11 protein-coding genes are annotated in these 18,278 nt (G+C 57.0%); 3 read left to right on the forward strand and 8 right to left on the reverse strand.

The features are described from left to right. The first annotated feature begins 44 nt into the window (after positions 1 to 44). From ABQM86_RS16185 to ABQM86_RS16195, 3 genes are all read left to right on the forward strand, one after another. Positions 45 to 2,159 carry a glycosyltransferase gene (locus ABQM86_RS16185; RefSeq protein WP_369744918.1) on the forward strand — a complete coding sequence of 705 codons (2,115 nt, stop codon included), beginning with the start codon at positions 45 to 47 and terminating at the stop codon, positions 2,157 to 2,159. After that, on the forward strand, positions 2,143 to 3,891 hold the full coding sequence (locus ABQM86_RS16190; protein ID WP_369744919.1) for a heparinase II/III family protein: 1,749 nt from the start codon (positions 2,143 to 2,145) through the stop codon (positions 3,889 to 3,891). Before ABQM86_RS16185 ends, ABQM86_RS16190 begins: the two co-directional genes overlap by 17 nt. Before the next feature lie 326 nt (positions 3,892 to 4,217). Next, positions 4,218 to 5,543 (forward strand): D-glucuronyl C5-epimerase family protein, encoded by a 1,326-nt coding sequence (locus ABQM86_RS16195; protein ID WP_280623370.1) that lies wholly within the window; start codon positions 4,218 to 4,220, stop codon positions 5,541 to 5,543. Between the two features lie 734 nt (positions 5,544 to 6,277). On the opposite strand, the gene ABQM86_RS16200 is transcribed toward ABQM86_RS16195, so the two are convergent. From ABQM86_RS16200 to ABQM86_RS16235, 8 genes are all read right to left on the reverse strand, one after another. After that, positions 6,278 to 8,941, reverse strand: coding sequence for a glycosyltransferase (locus ABQM86_RS16200; protein WP_369744920.1), 2,664 nt, complete (start codon positions 8,939 to 8,941; stop codon positions 6,278 to 6,280). Then, positions 8,941 to 9,279, reverse strand: a complete 339-nt coding sequence (locus ABQM86_RS16205; RefSeq protein ID WP_280623372.1) for a hypothetical protein — start codon at positions 9,277 to 9,279, stop codon at positions 8,941 to 8,943. Before ABQM86_RS16205 ends, ABQM86_RS16200 begins: the two co-directional genes overlap by 1 nt. Positions 9,280 to 9,317: 38 nt before the next feature. Then, on the reverse strand, positions 9,318 to 10,616 hold the full coding sequence (wecC, locus tag ABQM86_RS16210) for a UDP-N-acetyl-D-mannosamine dehydrogenase (RefSeq protein ID WP_369744922.1): 1,299 nt from the start codon (positions 10,614 to 10,616) through the stop codon (positions 9,318 to 9,320). 17 nt (positions 10,617 to 10,633) lie between these two features. Then, positions 10,634 to 12,310, reverse strand: a complete 1,677-nt coding sequence (locus ABQM86_RS16215) for a glycosyltransferase (RefSeq protein WP_369744923.1) — start codon at positions 12,308 to 12,310, stop codon at positions 10,634 to 10,636. A 232-nt stretch (positions 12,311 to 12,542) separates the two neighbouring features. Then, entirely contained in the window at positions 12,543 to 13,436 is an 894-nt protein-coding gene (locus ABQM86_RS16220) for an ATP-binding cassette domain-containing protein (RefSeq protein WP_337339258.1), read from the reverse strand. Continuing rightward, positions 13,423 to 14,310 carry an ABC transporter permease gene (locus tag ABQM86_RS16225; RefSeq protein WP_280623376.1) on the reverse strand — a complete coding sequence of 296 codons (888 nt, stop codon included), beginning with the start codon at positions 14,308 to 14,310 and terminating at the stop codon, positions 13,423 to 13,425. Before ABQM86_RS16225 ends, ABQM86_RS16220 begins: the two co-directional genes overlap by 14 nt. Positions 14,311 to 14,427: 117 nt before the next feature. Further along, on the reverse strand, positions 14,428 to 16,149 hold the full coding sequence (locus tag ABQM86_RS16230; protein WP_369744924.1) for a glycosyltransferase family 4 protein: 1,722 nt from the start codon (positions 16,147 to 16,149) through the stop codon (positions 14,428 to 14,430). A gap of 8 nt (positions 16,150 to 16,157) precedes the next feature. Continuing rightward, entirely contained in the window at positions 16,158 to 17,435 is a 1,278-nt protein-coding gene (locus ABQM86_RS16235; protein ID WP_369744925.1) for a glycosyltransferase family 4 protein, read from the reverse strand. Positions 17,436 to 18,278: the final 843 nt, after the last annotated feature.

Here is an 18,278-nt window from a genome sequence, read left to right on the forward strand (position 1 = left end):
CAGCACTTTTGCACCGACCAGATTTCGTTGACTTAGGAAACACGTTGCATATTAACAGAAGACTCAGTTCTGACAGGACCATTGGCCTTTCCGCGGTTGCGGGTTTTGCCTTCATTTTCTTTGGGACGTTGCTGGCTCTCCTGCCGCAGGCGGCTTCGACGGCAAGCGCGGTGGTCATCATCGCTTTGTTTGTGGTAGCTATTGTCGCCTTCAGCGTAGCCACCACCGGCTTGATAGGGAGGCTGAAGGAGAACCGCCGCTTGCAGCGCGAGTCACAGGCTTCAATTAAGAAGTACCTGCTGACTCTGCAACGGCAGTTGACGGATCTGGGAGAAACCCAGAGCGCCTCCACAGCACAGCTAGCCGACCTGCAGGAAGCCCACAACGCCTCCACAGCACAGTTGTCAGATGAGGTCCGAAACGCAACTAGGACACTCCCCGTGCCCGCGCCTGAGCTTGAGGCCGAGCACGGGCGCTTGCTGCAGCTCGTCGAGGACCTTAAGTCCGAACACGCAGACAAGGCCCGAGAGGCCGAGGAGCGATATCTAGAACGGCAGTTCGATCTTGTGGCGCTTGACGGTAGGAACTGGCACTCTTTCTCCGGTTCCGAGGTCAAAAAACTTGCTGAGACGCAGTTCAACGCCAAGCCCTTGGCGGTCTACGAGATGCTCGAAGCCCATTCGATCTTTGAAAAGATCAATATGACGTCATTGCGTGGCCTAGCGAGTGAGCTGCGCAAGCTCGGATACACAGCCAAAAGCCAGCACGTCCTTCGGGTAGTACTTAGCCGGAAACACAACGAGAAATTGGCCAGTGCAGTCGCTTTACGCGATGAAGAAGTCAAAATCTTCTCCGGTGCCTTCAAGCCTGAGCCCCAAGGACCATACGAGCACTTCACTCCCAAGCCCAACTGCATTCTGCACGTAGTGGGCAAAGTTCTCCCGACTACACAATCGGGATATACGCTACGTACGCACTATACGGCCTTAGCCCAGATCCAGTCCGGGTTGGAAGTACACGTGTGCAATCAGGTAGGCGATGCGGTGAACGCCGACGCAGCCGCGCAGATGGACGTTGACGGTGTCACCTACCATCTCCCGACGGGACCCATCCGACTGAACACTCCCCTGACTACCTGGCTGAGCGCCAACGTCGAGGAACTCGCGAGAGTGGTTGCAGAGGTACGTCCTGCTGTCCTCCATGCCCACTCTGACTTCTTCAATGCCCTCTCCGCAAGGGCTGTTGGTGACTACTTCGAGATTCCTGTGATTTACGAAAGCCGTGGCTTCTGGGAAGAATCCTGGCTTTCCCGGATGGCCCAAGCCAGCGGTATCGAAGACATCGAGGCATTCAGTAGTCGCTGGGGCGTCCCTGACACCTATGCATGGCGCCGGGAACGCGAGCGTGATTGCAGGGAAGCAGCGGACCATGTGTTCACCCTCGCAGAGGTCATGAAACGCCGAATTACGGCCGAGGGGTGCCCGGAGGAGAAGACCTCTGTAGTGCCGAACGCTGTCAGCGGCGACCAGTTCCCGGTTCAAACGCGAAACGCCGAGTTGGCTGGCAGGTTAGGCATACAGGGCGACGAGATCGTCATCGGGTACATTTCATCCCTGGTCGAATATGAGGGCGTACCGGTACTTATCGATGCGTTCCGACAGTTGCGTGAACGCCTGAGCGTTCCTGTCCGGCTCCTGGTGGTAGGCGATGGACCAGTCCTGGACTCCCTTAAGGCCACAGCTGCGTCGCTCGGACTTCACGACGCTCTCTTCACGGGGCGCGTACCCCACGAGGACATCCTGGGCTATTACGGGCTCATCGACATTTTCGTTGTCCCACGCACGGCAGCAGCTGTATGCCAGCTCGTCACGCCGCTGAAACCCTTTGAAGCCTTCGCAACGGGACGAACGATTGTTATGTCTGACGTCGACGCGCTCAAGGAAATTGCAGAGGCAAGCGGCTCGGCTGCTCTGTTCCAGGCCGGAAACAGTGACTCACTCGCGGACGTTCTATCCGACCTTGTTTCAAGCCCTGAGACGAGGAGCAAGATGGCGGCAGCCGGCGCGGCTTGGGTACGTGGAAGTCGCTCATGGGAAGCCAACGCGGCTGTCTATAACAACCAGTATGCGAATCTGGCGGCGAATGCAATCCGCGTCTGAATTGCTGTTCCAGCAATTAACGGACGCTGATATTGAAGCGCTTCGGGAATGGGTCGCTTCAAGTCACCGCCCCGATCTTTCGGACGCAGTTTGGTTCGACAGCCTAATCAGTGATTCCGATTCGGATGTCATTAACAACGGCTGGAAGGCCGGAGACTACGATCGGCTGGATCTTTCGCTGCCACTCGCCTGGGATAGTCTCTGCGCGGACGACAGAAGCTGGGGTTCCCAGCTTCACGGCTGGAAATTCATGGACAGGCCAATCCAGGAGTTTATCCGTACTGGCGAAAAGACCTACCTTCAATGGTGCTTGGATCGTGCAGTCTCCTGGTCGGAGAGGTATTCTGGCCAGGAGACAGACAATGCGATCGTCTGGTACAACATGGCTCTCGGCCAGCGCGCCCTTCGCCTCGCTGGCCTCATTTATCTGGGGGCAAAAAACGGCATAACTATCCAGGAACTGCGGTCCCTGCTCAGTGCTGTAGACAGGCACAGGCTTGAATTCGCTCTCGAAAGCTCGTTCAATCCACGCACTAACCATGGCTATTTTGTGGCCATCGGTCAGACAGTACTGGGCGCAGCTCTTGAAGCTGTGCCAGAGTTGAGCGGGCTGGCTGAGGAGGGCCGCAGACGGCTGGCTGTCATGATCCGAACACAGTTTCTTCCGGACGGCGGCCACAGCGAGCACTCCCCCGAATACCATCGGATGCTGATGCAATCTTTCCAGATTGCGGTGGACAACGGCCTCATCGAAGATTCCGAACTGACGGGCCGCCTCCGCAAGGCCGCGGACTTGCTGGGCTGGATGATCCAGCCCAATGGTTCGCTGGTCCCGTTGGGGGATACTCCGTACGTCAAAATGATAGACGGTAGTCATCCGCTGACTCTGAGCCCTGAAACCAACTTTCTGATGTCGGGAGGTTCATTCGGTCAGGCGTGCCCAACAGAACTGGGAGTATTTCCGGACTCTGGCTACGCCTTTGTCCGTTCACCCCAGCCACAAGGAGAAGCAGGACAGTCAACTTCGTCTTACCTCGCTTTTACAGCGGCCTTCCACGGCAGAGCGCACAAACACGCGGACGATCTCAATTTCGTCTGGTATGACCGGGGGCAGGAGATATTGGTCGAAGGCGGCCGTTACGGGTACGGTGCACAATTGCCCGTCGATTCGCCCCTTCGCGCGGACGGCTTCTACTATGCCGATCCCTTCCGTCGGTTCGTCGAATCTACGATGGCTCATAATACGGTGACCGCCAACGGAAGGAACCACGACCGGCGTCGAACCCCTCAAGGCTCTGGTCTTGGGCTGTGTGAGCAGGTGGGCGACGTGTTCGTCCTGAACGGCCGTATGGACCACGGAGGATGGACCCACCGTCGGAAGGTTGAGTTGAAGCCCGGCATTGGTCTCACCGTCACAGATGATGTTCAATCCACGGATGCCGTCAAGCGGGATTACCAGGTTTGGTTCAATCTCTCTGGGGCATTGACATTAAATGCCTCCCCTGCTGCCGGGCTTTCTTGGTCTCCAGCCGGTGGAGTGTGGCATCTGACGTTGAGGACGGAACCGGGCACTTCGGTCCAAGGCCCAGTACGTGAATCCGACAACCCTCTCCGGGGCTGGCGATCAGTCGAGGACGGAACCCGCGAGGGCGTTTGGTCCATCTGTTTGGAAGCCAGGAAAACCCGCCACCACGTGTTCAGGACCAGATTTAGCTTCGACAACGATGACTAGGCGAGCAGCAGAACCGCCTTTGAGTGAGACAAATGGGCGCTCTTGGCTCGTGAGTGGCACTCAGTAGCGCCATGAGAGAGACAGCCCCTACGACTCTCTGGCTTCAAACCGCCCCTCCATGCCAGGCGTGGGATATCCAGCCATTCAAGGACCCTCATACGCGGGTAGAGCCATGGCGGTGTGCTTAGTCAATGCTTGGTTTATCAGGCGCCGTTAGCATCAGAAGACCGTATTGTGACGGGTGATTCCCGACGGAACAAGGGGCAGGTCTGTTCCAGCCGGTAACGTTGGTCCTTGGTAACATCGACCTAACAACTGGGGAACTTATGGGCTCATCTACCGACTATGTGACCAATGAATACGAGGTTGGTTTGCCGGCGCTCCGTATGGAACGCAAAGCCATCTGGGATTACTACCGCATAGAATTTCTGCCCAACGGATACCCTGGTCGCCGGACTGATGGTGTGCTCATGGCGCACCCCATCTATGGCCCTTACGTCATCACTGACTACCTGATCCAGTATGGACTCACCGAGGATCCCATTTTCCTCGAAGCTGCCATTCGGGTCGCTGACATCTCTGTAGCCATGATGGAGCCCTTGCACGACGGCTTGGTATTTAATTATGACGAGGAACGGGCCAAGGTCTCCAGCAAGAAGGGCACCTGGTACAGCGGCCTCACGCAGTCCCGTTACGTAGACGTCCTCAGTAAGCTCCTCGCCTACCCGGGTACAGATCGGTTCCGCGGACCACTGAAGGCTGTTCTGACCAGCTTGACCATCCCTGTAGAGGACGGCGGCGTGGCGCGCTACACCAGCGACGGTGGACTGATTATCGAAGAGTACCCGGCGACCTTCCCGAACTGCACACTGAACGGATGGACCACTGCGACGTGCATCCTGTTGGACGTGGCGCGGGCCACGAACGATGAGGGCGATTGGGAAGTCTTCCACAAATCCGTTAAGGGCATGGAAAGCGTCATTGGCCTCTACGACGTCCCTGAGCTCGCCAACTCCCGTTACAAACTCGAAGGCGACGCCACGTTCCAGCTCACGGCTGCGGGCTCCGACCTGGAAGTGACGGACTGCCAAGTGGTTGTCCCATCAGCCGGCGTCTTTGCTGCGAACGTCGACGGCGACCAAGCGGGGGAAGCTCTCAAGGCCGGCCCCTTGGCCATTCGCGACGGTAAGTTGGGGCGCGTCAAGGTTCGTTTGAGTAGGTTCTCGTGGCCTTCGCCCAACAGGCTATTGCTGAAGGTCACGGCCGAACGTGCAGGGCAAGTCAAAGTGGCTATTGGCGAGACGACGTACAACCCGTTCGGGAGCGTGCCGAAGGTGACCGGTCAGAAGCACCTTCAAGAGTTCGATCTCCTACCCGGTGAAAACCTTCTTGAGATTGCGGTGCCCTGGATTGCTGCGGAGATGGTTGCACACCCCACCAATTTTTCCAAGAAGCTCACTGGGCGACAGTTCAACGTCTACCACTTCATTCACATTGATACGCTCACCAAGATCGTGGAGCAGTCTGGCAGCGAGATTCTGGGTTATTACCTCGATAAATGGCGGCATGCTCCGTCTCTTTGGGCTGAACACCCGGCATACCAAGATGAACGCTTGATGTTGGAGCGCTTCGACATGCACAAACACAAGTAGCCACAACCGACACAGATGCCCCCATCATTAGAGCGCGTGGGGGCATTTGTGTCGCCGCCCTTAGGGCGGCTTTGCAAGGTTCCCTGTGAGACGGACTCCCTCCTGTGTCAAATGATCTCTACGCATTCAACAAGAGTCAGGAGCTAGGAGCGCCGATCATGCCGACTTCCCGGCGCCACGATCCTGCCACCTCGATTCTCACTTCGCCTGACCACCGTGTCATCGGTTCTTAGGTCCTCGCCTTTGGGCAGCCACGCCTCATGGCCTAAGCCGCTGCCGAGTCCGGTCCCCGTCCTGTGCTGTGAAACCAGGTCCCGCGCCACACTCACCTGCTTTCCGTAAGGCTCTGGGGGTGACGCTCAATCGGCGCAGTTTGGGCCAACCGGAGACTGCTCGGGCACGCCAACGGCACACTCTCAGACTGGACCCGGGCAACGCGCACCACTGGCGATGCCACCGGGAAACTACAAGCCGCCTGGTTGGTCAAAGAGCAGCTTCGGGAGCTCTTGGCCACCGGATCACTTACCGATACGGAGGACGGCCTGCAGGTTCTGGTCGAACAGGCCTCTAGACCGGAAACGAACAGGCTTGGGCGCCATACCGCGATCAAGCACAGCACCAGGACCGGAAGAGGAATCACCAAACGCCCGGAACTACCAAACGCTTGTCCTACAGCGAACTGCCGCCGGGATGTCCCCAGGCCGAAAACGTTCGCCGCGAACCGCGACAGCCGCTTAGGCAGGGTGGAGCGCCGTAGTGTCGCCTTCCATAATCGCCAATACCTCAGGATCTTCCCAGGTTATGGGTGCGTAAATCTCCCCCAACTGCTGGATCAACTCAACGCATTCGGCAACGTCGGCCTCGGGTACGCGCTTGAGTTTATGGATAAACCAGTGCTTCATGAAAGTCTGGGCACGTCCCGCTTTGTACTCCGGCATCAGTCCGACTTCTTCAAGCCAGGCGGCGCGAGCCTTCTCCAAGGGAAAATACTTTTGGTAGAACCGTGGACCGAGGGTATTCACCACGGAGTTCTCCACCGCACCGTAGTAGATGTGGATCGGCACTTCGAGGACGTCGATCCTACGGGCGTAATGTACCAACTGCTGGAAGAAGAACGAATCCTGTCCAAGCGCTCCAACAGGCTGCTCAAGATGAAGATTCTTCAACCACGAGGAATTGAGCACAGCAGCCTGGATGCTCATCGGATAGAAGTCCAGGCGACTGAGAAGACTGTCCGGAACACCGTCACCGTCCACGGGCGAGCTGTCCAAATTGCGGCCAAGTTTTCGAGAGTTATGGAAAGTTTTTATTCCGTCCGAGTATCTCAGCATGTCACCCAAGGCCATGTCCAAGGACTCATCAACAGCGAGCTGCACCAACTTTGCATAACCGTCGTTGATTGCTTCGTTGTCAGGATCCAAATAAGTCACCCAAGGTGCTGTTGCGAGTTCCAGCCCCTTATTTCGTGGCCTGGACGCGCTACCCGAGCCAGTGCCCCCGAACTTGAAAACAATAACCTGGCTGTACCGCTCCGCCAGTTCGTCAAGTATTTGATGAGTGCGCAGATCCGTAGAGCCATCGTCGACCAGGATGATCTCCATCTGGGCAAAAAGTGACGAGCGTTCGAGGGACCTGATGCACTTATTTAGAAGGAAGGAGCCGTTGTTATGAACAGGCACTATGACGGAAAGAAGTGCTTCGAAGGGTGCCTGGGCTGACTCCACTAGTGACAAGGACTCTGTACGCATGCCGATACCGAGAGGATCCAGTACGTAGCCATTGCCTTGAACGCGACCACCTTGGCGATACGCTTCACCGGCAGCAGAGTCGAGCCAGAGGGCACCCGCGGAAGGTTCAGGCAAGGTGGAAAAGGACTCATGCTCGGGCATGGGGCCCGTGTCCGTACCGGCATTCGGCAGCGACTTCGTGACGAAATCAACATCAGCATACTTGAACGCGTTGACCAGATCCTCAACGTATGTGGGAGCGTATCTGAACCGATCCGAAATGGGTACGGCGATGTCGAACTCTTTGTAACGTCGGCGCAACTGTTCCGGGCTCACGGTTTCGACTCCCCTGACAGTCTGCTCTTGCACAGCGCGCTGAAGTTCGTCGGAGGGTGCCTCCATGACTGCACACACCCTCGCCGATGGAGCCCCCGCTGACAGGCCTGCAGCCTGCAATATCTCTGCCATGCGATCGTGGGCAAGGTGGTCCGTGTAGGCCCTCCTGAGGCCTTCCATTTGGACCTCGTAGAGGTTGACCTGGGACATTCCATCCAAAACATCACGGACATCAGACGTAGTCTGCGCCGTCAGCACGTTAGGGAACCTATTATTGACGCCCACGTTGTAGTTCGACAGCACCATCGACCCCATGGCCTGAAGTTCAACAACCCGGTTAGCGTACATCGAAGCACTGGATATAACGGAGTTCAGATTGATATTGAAGTCGGATATCCGCTGGAGCTTCATCAGCAGATCATGTTCGACAGTGGGTACCACATGCTGGAGGTATTCCTCCGGAAAAAAGTAGCGGCTGTTTTCCAGCGACCAATTGCGGTCAATGATCACGAGGTTCCGTGACGATTCGAGGACGCCGTCGAAGATGGCTTTCGCCCCCGACCGGCGTGCGGGATAACGCTGTGTGTGCCATGAGCCAGCGAACAACACATCCGGGAGACGATGCCTGCGTGAGTACACAGGTGAGTGATGATAGGGATTTACCCCAAAGCTCAACACGCCAATGGATGCCGCATCCGGGCAATCCCGGGTGTAGTCGGGGACGCTTTCTGCAGCACAAGTGAAAACATGGTCGGCAGCCCTGGCAATGCTAAGGAATTGGCTGTAGTTGGGGGGATCCTCTTTGGAATAGAAGGCAACCGGCGTCCCTTTGGCTCTGAAGTATGGGACCACTTCTTCAAGAAGAAACTTCCTCTTCTTTGACTCCGGGGTTGCAAGCCCTTTCCATTCACCGCCAAGTCCACGCCATGTACTCGCTATGAGCAACAGCCCGGCATCAGCAGCTACGTCCTGAAAATTTGCCGGTGTGACGTAGCTCAGGCGGGCGGTTGAGTCGAAGCTCTTGTAAAGAAACTCGTCGGCAATAATGGCGACGTCAACGGGATGGGCCCTGAGGCTTCTCGAACCCAAGGTTTCGGGAATATCCTGCAGGATAGGACGAAGATCCTCAATGTAGCCCTCGATGTGTGACGCATTCCGCCGGGCCAGGTACTTCCGTTTTGTGTTCGACGGCAAAACAGGCTCGCCGGCGAGTACTGAGTCCACATAGTACTTTGAGGTGTAATAACCCTGCCGTGAGTCCGAGGCAGCTTGGCAGTATTCGAGTTCTTCCAAACGCTTCTTAGACCGCCAGAGGCGGTTCTCCGCGTCGCCCATCAGGCTTTCCCCCGTCCTTGGCGCCTGCGTAGACGCCAGTACTTCAGTTGCAGCGCACCGAGCGCCGAATTGGACAATGCTGCTAGTTTCTTGTCGCGCTCGGCCAGTTCCCTCTGGCTGGCAGCATACTTTTCACGGTACATGTCCAGTTTAAGGCGGGTCGTGAACAGTTCCTGGCTGAACTTCCGCCTTTCGGCTACCACAGAGGCCATATCCACTTCCCGCTGGTATGCGTCGCGCAATTCAGCCTGGAGTTTTTCGATCTGGACATTGTGGGCAAGCGCCGCACGGCTAATGCCCTGCCGAATATGCTCGACGTCCCCTTTGTTGCGGTCCATGAAGTAGTGGATCCTCCTCTGTGGTAACCGAAATGCCGTTAGTTGACGGCGTGGGCCACGGTGGCAGTCACTTCGGCGTTGGCATCCGGTCCCCAGATGCCGCGGGAGTCAATGACTGTCTTGCCTGCATATGCTGCCGGGGAGATGGACTTGAATTCGTCGTGGTCCACCAAAACCACAATGACATCAGCTTTGGAGATGGCTTCTTCCGTGCTCACAAGCTCCACATTGGAGCGGTCCCGAAGGGCAGCGGGAAGTGCTTCGACGTGCGGCTCCACGACCAGGAGACTTGCCGTCGGAAGCTGCTCAGCCAGTTCAGCTGTGATGCCAATGGACGGTGACTCGCGCAGGTCATCGATGTTCGCCTTGAATGCCAGACCGAGTGTGGCGATGACGGGTGCGGCTCCGACTGCCTCAGCAGCCTTGCGCGCCTTCGCCACGACCCATTCCGGCTTGGAGTCGTTGGTAATGCGGGCCTGGCGGATGAGTTGAGCTTCCTCCGGAGCGGCGGCCACAATGAACCACGGGTCCACAGCGATGCAGTGACCCCCAACACCGGGACCTGGCTGCAGGATGTTAACCCTCGGGTGGTGGTTGGCCAACCGGATCAATTCCCACACGTCGATACCCAGCTTGTCGCTGATGATGGAGAGTTCATTTGCGAAAGCAATGTTCACATCGCGGTACGAGTTCTCAACGAGCTTCGCCATTTCAGCCGTCACATCATCCGTGACCAGAATCTCCCCTTGGCAGAACACTGCGTAGAGGTCTTTTGCCAGTTCCGCGGCTGCGGGCGTAATGCCACCCACAATGCGGTCATTGGTGACGAGTTCGATCATTACGCGGCCGGGCAGAACTCGCTCAGGGCAATGAGCAAAATGAATAACCGGCGCACCATTGGCACCGTCAAGCGAGAGGTCAGGCCTCAAAGCGAGTATGTAATCGGCCATGTGCCGCGTGGCGCGTGGGGGTGAAGTGGATTCGAGAATAACGAGTTCGTCGCCTTTGAGCTGAGGCGCGATTCCGCGGGCAGCTGCCTCAATGTAGCTCAAGTCTGCAGAGTGGTCGTCGCGGAACGGTGTGGGTACAGCCACGATGTAGGCCTCGGCAGACGGAGTTTCCGTTGTCGCCTTGAGGTGTCCTTGGCTCACAGCACCGGCCACGTGGACACCCAGATCGGGTTCCACGAACGGGACCTCGCCTCGATTTACTGCATCAACCGTGTTTTGGTTCACGTCGATGCCTACGACGTTGATCCCGTTGGTCGCGAGGATAGCGGCAGTCGGAAGCCCGATATATCCAAGGCCAACAACGGCTACTGTTTTGATGTTCGTCATTTACTTCCCCTTTTTAGTTAAACAGTGATGTGTTCTTTGGGATCTCCAAAGAACGTGATTTCGCCGGACGCGGCCAGTTCTTCATCTGAGACATCCCAAGTATGACCGTCGCCCTGCCGGATCTGGCAGAAGTTGAATCTGTCGGCAGAATAGATGAAGCCACCCGCCGTGGTGACGGCTTTTAGGAAGCCTGTATCTTCTCCACGATTAACAGCTTCAAAAGGATTGGATTCAAAGACTTCACGTCGTGCCGTGATAGTCGGTCCAACCACAAAGCGGGTTAGACGATGTTCCATATGGGCGATACGGAGCGCCGTCGCCTTGGTCGACACGAAGTGCATGTAGTGCGCTTGCTTACCCACCACGTCTGCCTTCGAGTAATCAAGTGCATGCAGGAGGTCCACAAGATATTGCGGACCATAGTAGTCGTCGTCATCCATCTTTGTGAGAACTTCACTCGAAGACGCGGCGACACACTGGTTCAGGCATTCACCCAGCGTCAAGTCTCTGGACGCAGTCAGAAGCTTGAAGCGCTGAACCCCGTGCTTTGCGGCCAAATCCTCGACATGGTCCATGGGTACTTCGAATCCGTGCGTTAGAAGGACCAACTCAACATCAACGTCCGATTGACTACCGATAGTCGCGAACACATGCTCCAGCTGATGTGGTCGAATGGTCGGCACGAGAGCACTGACTGTTGGCAGAGCAACACGACGCACACGCTCCGGGAGAACAGCTGCGATTATCGTTTCCGCGCGGTGGGCATACGTGTGCTCGCTCCAGATTCGTCGTTGGCCCCTATGAACCACTCGATCATTGAGTTCGGGGCTGCGGGCCAACATTCTGATCTGATGTTCACCCTGCTCTTGTGACCCCGCTACAAAAACCTCATCTGGCTCAAAGAAGTGACCGATAGCCGCGCTCGGCGTTGAGACTATCGGTGTCCCCGAAGCGGTGATCTCAAAAATCCTTCGCGCGCACATGCTGGGAGAACCGACCACGGAATTAACATTGAGAAATACCTTGTACGCCCTGTACGCAGTGAGCATTTTTGCGTAGTCCAGGCTACCAACTACGTTCTCGTTGAACGGTACTGGAAACTGGTAGCTGGAATCGCCACCTAGTTGGCGCGAAAATATGTCCAACCTTGGCCCTGACTTAGACGACGCGTCCCTTGCCGCACTGAGGAGTAGATCCATCTGCTGCCGGCGTTCAGGGTACTTATGAGCAAAGTACATTCCGGCGAAGGCCACTCCTCTTGAATGGCGACCCTCTCCAATGCGAACCGGATTATGGATTGCAGGCTGCGCAGCAAACGGCAGCGGAGCTATGCGGTCATGGCCCAAGTCCCTTTGATAGGACGGAATACGGTCTGAATCACTCGTGAAGACCATGTCGAACTCACGAGCTGCAGGGAGGAAGTCCTCGTAGTGAGGTGGATCCTCCTTATTCCAAAAGACTGTAGGAATCTGCCGCGCCCGGCACCACGCCATCAATTCCAAGAACTCCGGCTTTGGTCCGGATGTGCCCATGAGCTGGTACTTCCAAGAGCCTTGGTTGCCGCTCCAGGCAGACTCTACGAACAGGAAATCGATGGACGTTTCCGCCAACTGCTCCTGCCACGAGTCTTTGCGAAGGTGCAACAAGTTCCATTCAAAGGAGTAAGCAGCACTTGAAAAATCATCCAGAATCACGCCGACTCTAAGATCCTGGCGTCGCGGATCACGATCAGGTACGCGATAGGGCCCAAAGGCTGCAAGATTAGCAGGCCCCGAACCAGAAGAACCAGGTCGCGTCTTTCGTTTGCCTCGTGGACTGTTAATTCGCTTCTCGACTTTTTGTCTCCTGCGCCACTCCAAGAGCTGGTTCAGTCCTCCCTGTCGGTAATGCCAGGCAGCTTTGCGAATGTCCTCGATTACTAGCATGTCAGCGTCCTTCCATCCGACGCCCGCTGGCTCGCTCGAGCACACGTGTAGCCACAAGGTTTGCGCGGGCTTCATCCTTGATACCTGCGGCTGTGAGGTTGTTCCCACGGGAAAGGTTGGATGAGAAGTCTTTGTAAGTAGCTGTCACGTCTTCAGCAGGCCCGTCCATGATGAGTTCGCCCTTATCAAGCCAGATCACCCTGCTGCACATGTCCCGGATGGTGTCCAGGCCATGACTGACGATGAAGACGCAACCCGCTTGGGCCCGCAGCTCATCCATGCGTGCTTTACTCCGGTTGTTGAACTGCGCGTCTCCAGTATTCAGCGCCTCATCGACCAGGAGGATTTCCGGATTGACAGATGCTGCAATGGCAAAGCGTAGTCGGGACGCCATGCCCGAGGAGTACGTTTTCATCGGAAGGAAGATGGCGGAATCCAGACCTGAGACTTCGACGATACTGTCGAAACGAACATCGATCTGCTCCCTGGTCATACCCATAGCGAGGCAGCCCAGAACAACGTTTTGATCGCCGGAAAGTTCAGGGACCAGTGCGGCATTGACGCCAAGGAGAACGGGGGTGCTTGAAGCGTAAACAGCACCGTGGGTCGGCGCCACCTGGCCGCTGATCAACTTCATCATTGTGCTTTTTCCAGAACCATTACGGCCGATGATGCCGACAGACTCGCCCCTTTCCACGACCAAAGAGATCTCTTTGAGCGCAGAAACAGTGACCAAGTTCGGCCGCTCCAGCAGGCTTGTAATTCTTCCCCTGATTCCCCGTCGGCTGGACGTGCTGCGTCCGTCAGAAGATGGCACCCGATAGGTCATCCGGACCTTGTCTATGACTACGCAGGGAGGACCATCCAAAAATGCAGTTGAATCAATCGCGCCCATAAGTCTCCTCCCCTTGCCAGAAGAATACGAAGCCAACCAAGAGTGCCCCCAGCGCGACGACTCCCAGAGTTGCCCATGACTCCCAAGACGGCACACGATCGTAAAGGACGCTGCTGCGAACGATATCAATGACGTTGAAGAGCGGATTGAACTTCATCACGGCGAGAATCGTCGGATCGGACACGAACCGTTCGTAGGAGTAGAAGACAGCCGAACCGTACATCCAGGCACGGATAACGAAGGGAAGTAGATGGGTGATGTCGTGAACCTTCGAGATGACTCGTGCAAGTATCAGTCCGATTCCGAGATTAAAGATCCCCTGGAGAATCACGGCCGGAATGGTCAGAAGCCACAACAGGCTGACTTTCTCGGCGGGCGGCACCAGAACTATGAGGAGGAGCATGCCCAAAATCAAGGGAACAGCTGAAAGCATCTCACGCATGTTGGCACCCAAAGGCAGTGCTGCCCGTGGAAAATTGAATGCTTGCACAACAGATTTACCGTTGCGAATCGATCGCGCACCTGACGTGATCGCGCCTGAGCTGAACTGGAAAAGGAAGACTCCAACAACCAGATAACCGACAAAATTATCGATGCCATGGCTGGTCTGCAGCAGCAGGCCGAACACGAAGTAGTAGGTCAACCCATTGAAGACGGGGTTCAGCAGAAGCCACGCGCTACCTAGCCGGTCTTTCCGCGTTCCACTCTGAACCCGAGCCCGGGCGTCGTAGAAAATAAACTGGCGGTAATCCCAGAGCTGGACCAGATAATCCAGAAACCCCGGACGGGACCCGACCCGGGAGAGCTTCCTGATATCCACCGACAACGGCTGTATTGCCGCCGGCGGTGGAAGCTTAGCTTTCTTTGCCGACACTAAATGGGTCTCCTTGATCGATTCGAAAACACTGTGTCGCAAGCCCACCCAACTGAACCAGAACGCCGTCGTAGGTGCACGAAAGCGCTGCACGCGTTGCCAACCTGTCCGCTGACATCAGTTGCCCCTCAATGTTTCGTAAGCCTTGCCATATAGATCTGCGTTTGCTTTCCATGTCCGCGTGGCCAGGACTTCCTGACGGCCGGCAGCCCCCAAACGGAGTCGCAGACCTTCGTCGTCGAGCAATTCGAACAGTGCATCAGCCAAAGCGTCAGGCTTCTGCGCTGTCACCAAGCGGCCGTTTACCCCGTCATGCACGATCTCCCGTAAGGCATCAAGATCACTTGACACCACAGGTCTCCCCGAGGCCAAGGCCTCGACCGGCTTCAACGGCGTGACCGCCCTCGTTACGGCGAGATCCTTCCGAGGCACGACGAATACATCCAGAGCTTGGTGGAAGAGATGCGCTTGGGCGGCCGGCACCCGTCCTGCGAAATGAGTTCGTTCCGATAAACCGAGTCGCCGGACCTGATCCTGAAGAGCAGGAGCAGCCGCCCCATCTCCAACGACGAGCAACTTCAACTTTGACAGCCGAGGTGCAAGCAGCGCAAATGCTGAGACGAGATCATCGATGCCCTCGTAATCCACAAGACTGCTGACGGTTCCTACATAAAGCCCCGCCGGATCCAGTCCCAAGGCAAGACGGGCCGCTCTATGCTCCAGGGGTTCCCTCAAGTAGGACCCACCCACTGCGTTGGGGCAGATGAGCACCTTGTTGGCCGGGACTCCCGACGCAACGATATTGCTCTTCATGGCCTCACCCAGAGTTACCACCAAGTCAGCGCTGCGCATGACGTCGGCCTCGCGCTCCATAAACAACTGATAGCGCTCGCTGCGCCGTGCATCGTCGCCGCGGGTTGATGCCCAAGTGTCGGCAAGCTGCCCACGAACCTCGTAAACCCAGGGTAAGTCCAAAGCGTTTGCTACTTCGCGTGCAACCACGCCGTTGACAAAGTGAGTAGTCGTATGAAGAACGGAAGGCTTGAAACTCCGGGCTACTTTGAGAAGTTCATCGGCCTGCTGCTGTAAGCGACCATCCATGGACTTGGCCATGTGGCTTGGAAGTAAGCGAGTGTAGTGGACTCCATCCACCACGTCATCCTTCCGCGCCGTGAGTGCACCGATCTGTACCGGATAGCCCAGACGGGTGACGGCTAACGTCTCCCAACCGGAGTCTTGTTGCGACGTGAGGATCGAATGGGTCCGCCGAGCATAACCACTGGCCGTATGGGGTACGGAATTCGTCAAGAGGTGCATGACGCGCCGAGGCTTTGGCTCGAAGCTGATTCTCGGCAATACGGGGCGCCATCCCCCGAAGACTTTGAGCTCTGATTCGAGTCGTGCTCGCTGCCTGGCCATACCTGCGGGCTGACCTGTCAAAGCCTCTACAGCCCCGGACATGTCGCCGTCGTACCACTTGCGTCGCGCCGAAGTCGCAGGACGTTGACGTGCGCCCTCGGCTTGATACAAGAAGATGTCCGCCCATTCAAGCTGTCCCGCGGCAAGTGCAATTTCGCTTGCCCTCCGAGCTTGGCCGGCTGTGATTCTCTGAGCCGAAGTGCTTTCGAACCGCTTCACCAATCCGCCAATGTCACCAGCAGCGAGGCTTGCGAGCAAAAATAGCGGTTTGGACGATCTTGGTGCTGCTTTTGTGACCATGGTGGCAGCGGGCCCAACCACGGATGAAGGCAGCCGCCTAAGTATCAAAAGCACCAGCATGAAGGGTGCCTCCGTCAGGTGTTCAACAACGGTGCTTGCTGCCAACTTGAAGTTGGTCATGACGCGAATCATGTGGATTCCCGCCGTTCTGAAGCCTGCGTAGTCTTGGCTGCTACTTTTGCGATCTCCTGCATATATTGAAGGGCAAGATGTGCATAGTCCGCATGCTCACTTACCCACTCACGACCACTTTTGCCTGCTGCGAGCCTTTGTCGGTCTTGGGAAAGCTCGCGCCACAGTTGAGCAACAGCTTCAGGATTGGCCTGCACCACGTCACCCGCCTGGGCTTCGCGGATGATTCGCTCAGCCTCGCCTCGGACGATTGCGGTCACATGCCTGCCGATCGCCAGAACCTCGTAGGTCTTCGATGGAACGGTGGTCTCAAATGACTTCCAGTCATCGCGGAGCGAGACGATACAAGTGTCCGTTTCCCGGTACTTTTCAAGAACAGCCGGGCCATGAAGCGATGGGTAAAAAGTCACCGGAGCGTTCAGTTCCCGAGCGAGCTTGACCAATTGAGGCCTGGTTGTACCTTGGCCGACCAGTGTCAGATGAAAACCATCTCCCAACAACGCGCTGGCTCGGATGAGAATGTCCAGCTTCTGGCTCTTGCCGTGGTTGCCAAGGTAGAGAGCCCGGAACTCCATACGATCAAGAGCGGGGGGCTCCAGGAATGGGACTGTATGGAGATCCAGTCCATTACTGACCGTGGCTACATGCTTGATGCCCCGCGCGCGAAGCGTGTCAGCAAATCCTTCTGTCACTGTAACCACCAGGTCAGCCCGTTGCTGCAAGAACTCCACAGCATGCTCCACAAGACTCTTGACGCTGCCCTGGACGATACGAGCGTCACGTGCCAGGTCCGGCCATGCATCCCGCATCTCGACGATGAAAGGGACTCCCCTGAGCTTGGAGAGAACGTACCCGGTCGCCAACGTAGGAAGGCTCGGAGCCGTGGCGAGAATGGCGTCGGGTTTCTTGCCTCCCAGGCCCACGGGAACGGACATAACGGCAGAGAACAGCTGATCCATGAATCGGGCAACGGACGATGTGCCCATGTGCCTCAGATAGGGGACCCGTCGGATGGTTTCACCATGAGGACCTCGCTGATGCGAAAAAGCGAGTCCGGCTTGCCTGCGGGGCAGATTGCGCCGGCCGTTTGGATAATGGGCCACAGGCGCAACAACGTCCACGTCCCAGCCAGCTTTACGGAATTCACGAGCGAGGGAGGCCCACCTGCGTTGGGGTGGGCTATGTTCTGGCCAATAAGAGTGTGTGAGGAGCATGAGGCGCATCGGTGATGCAGGATTTTCCGCAGCCTGTTCCCCGGTGAGGGAGTAACCCATGGGCTACTTGCCGTTAAGACGGGGGCGAGGGCTCCCCTTGGAACGCAGAGCCCGGAAGTATGCAACGCCCAGCAGAATCAGCACGAGGACGGTAACCCCTTGGACAAGGGGGTTATTCTCAGCAACGGGTGCCAAGGCAACCTTTAGCGGACCCGCAATATCGGCGCTGGCAACGGGTGGCGCCGCTGATTTGGTTGGCAATGCAGTGGGCGTTGGAGATTGTGTGGACTCCGAAGGGGCCGTCGTCGTTTCCTCAGGAACCAAAGGTTGATCAACGTAGCCCTGAACCTCGCCTTCCGCGGGCAGGTTTGGCAAAAGCGTCTCTTGGGTGGGAGCGGTGGGAACAACTGCCTCAACAGCTGGCGGGGCCACAGGCTCGGTGACCGGAGGAGCAACGGGTGCCGGCTCAACAGCCGGAGGAGCTGGTTCCGGCGTTTTCTCCGGCTCCAAAGGAGGGGGGGGCGGAGACGGCTCCAAAATCGGAGGCACTACGACCGGTGGCACCACTGGTGGGGTGGGAGTTGCGGTTTCAGTAGGTTGCCCAGTTTCACTGCCTGGTCCCGGCTCCAGCTCGGTGGCGACAGCGGGCTGAATGCCTATGAACCCGATGCTGGCCAGCAGAAAGACCACGAGCACGGCTTGAACACGTTTGATTCCAGTGCCCAACTTTCCCCCCGTTGTATGTGTTTCAGAACGCTTTCGGCGATCTATTTATCGCAACCACCTGAGACATGACGGCGCGCGGACGTTCCCCTCCGCGGAGGGGCGACCCGGATTAGTTTATCGTATGGACTAGACCCATCCCCTCAGCCGCAGAGATCCGCCGGGAGCCCGCCCGCCGGG

This window comes from Paenarthrobacter sp. AMU7 (genome assembly GCF_041200195.1).
Classification (GTDB): domain Bacteria; phylum Actinomycetota; class Actinomycetes; order Actinomycetales; family Micrococcaceae; genus Arthrobacter.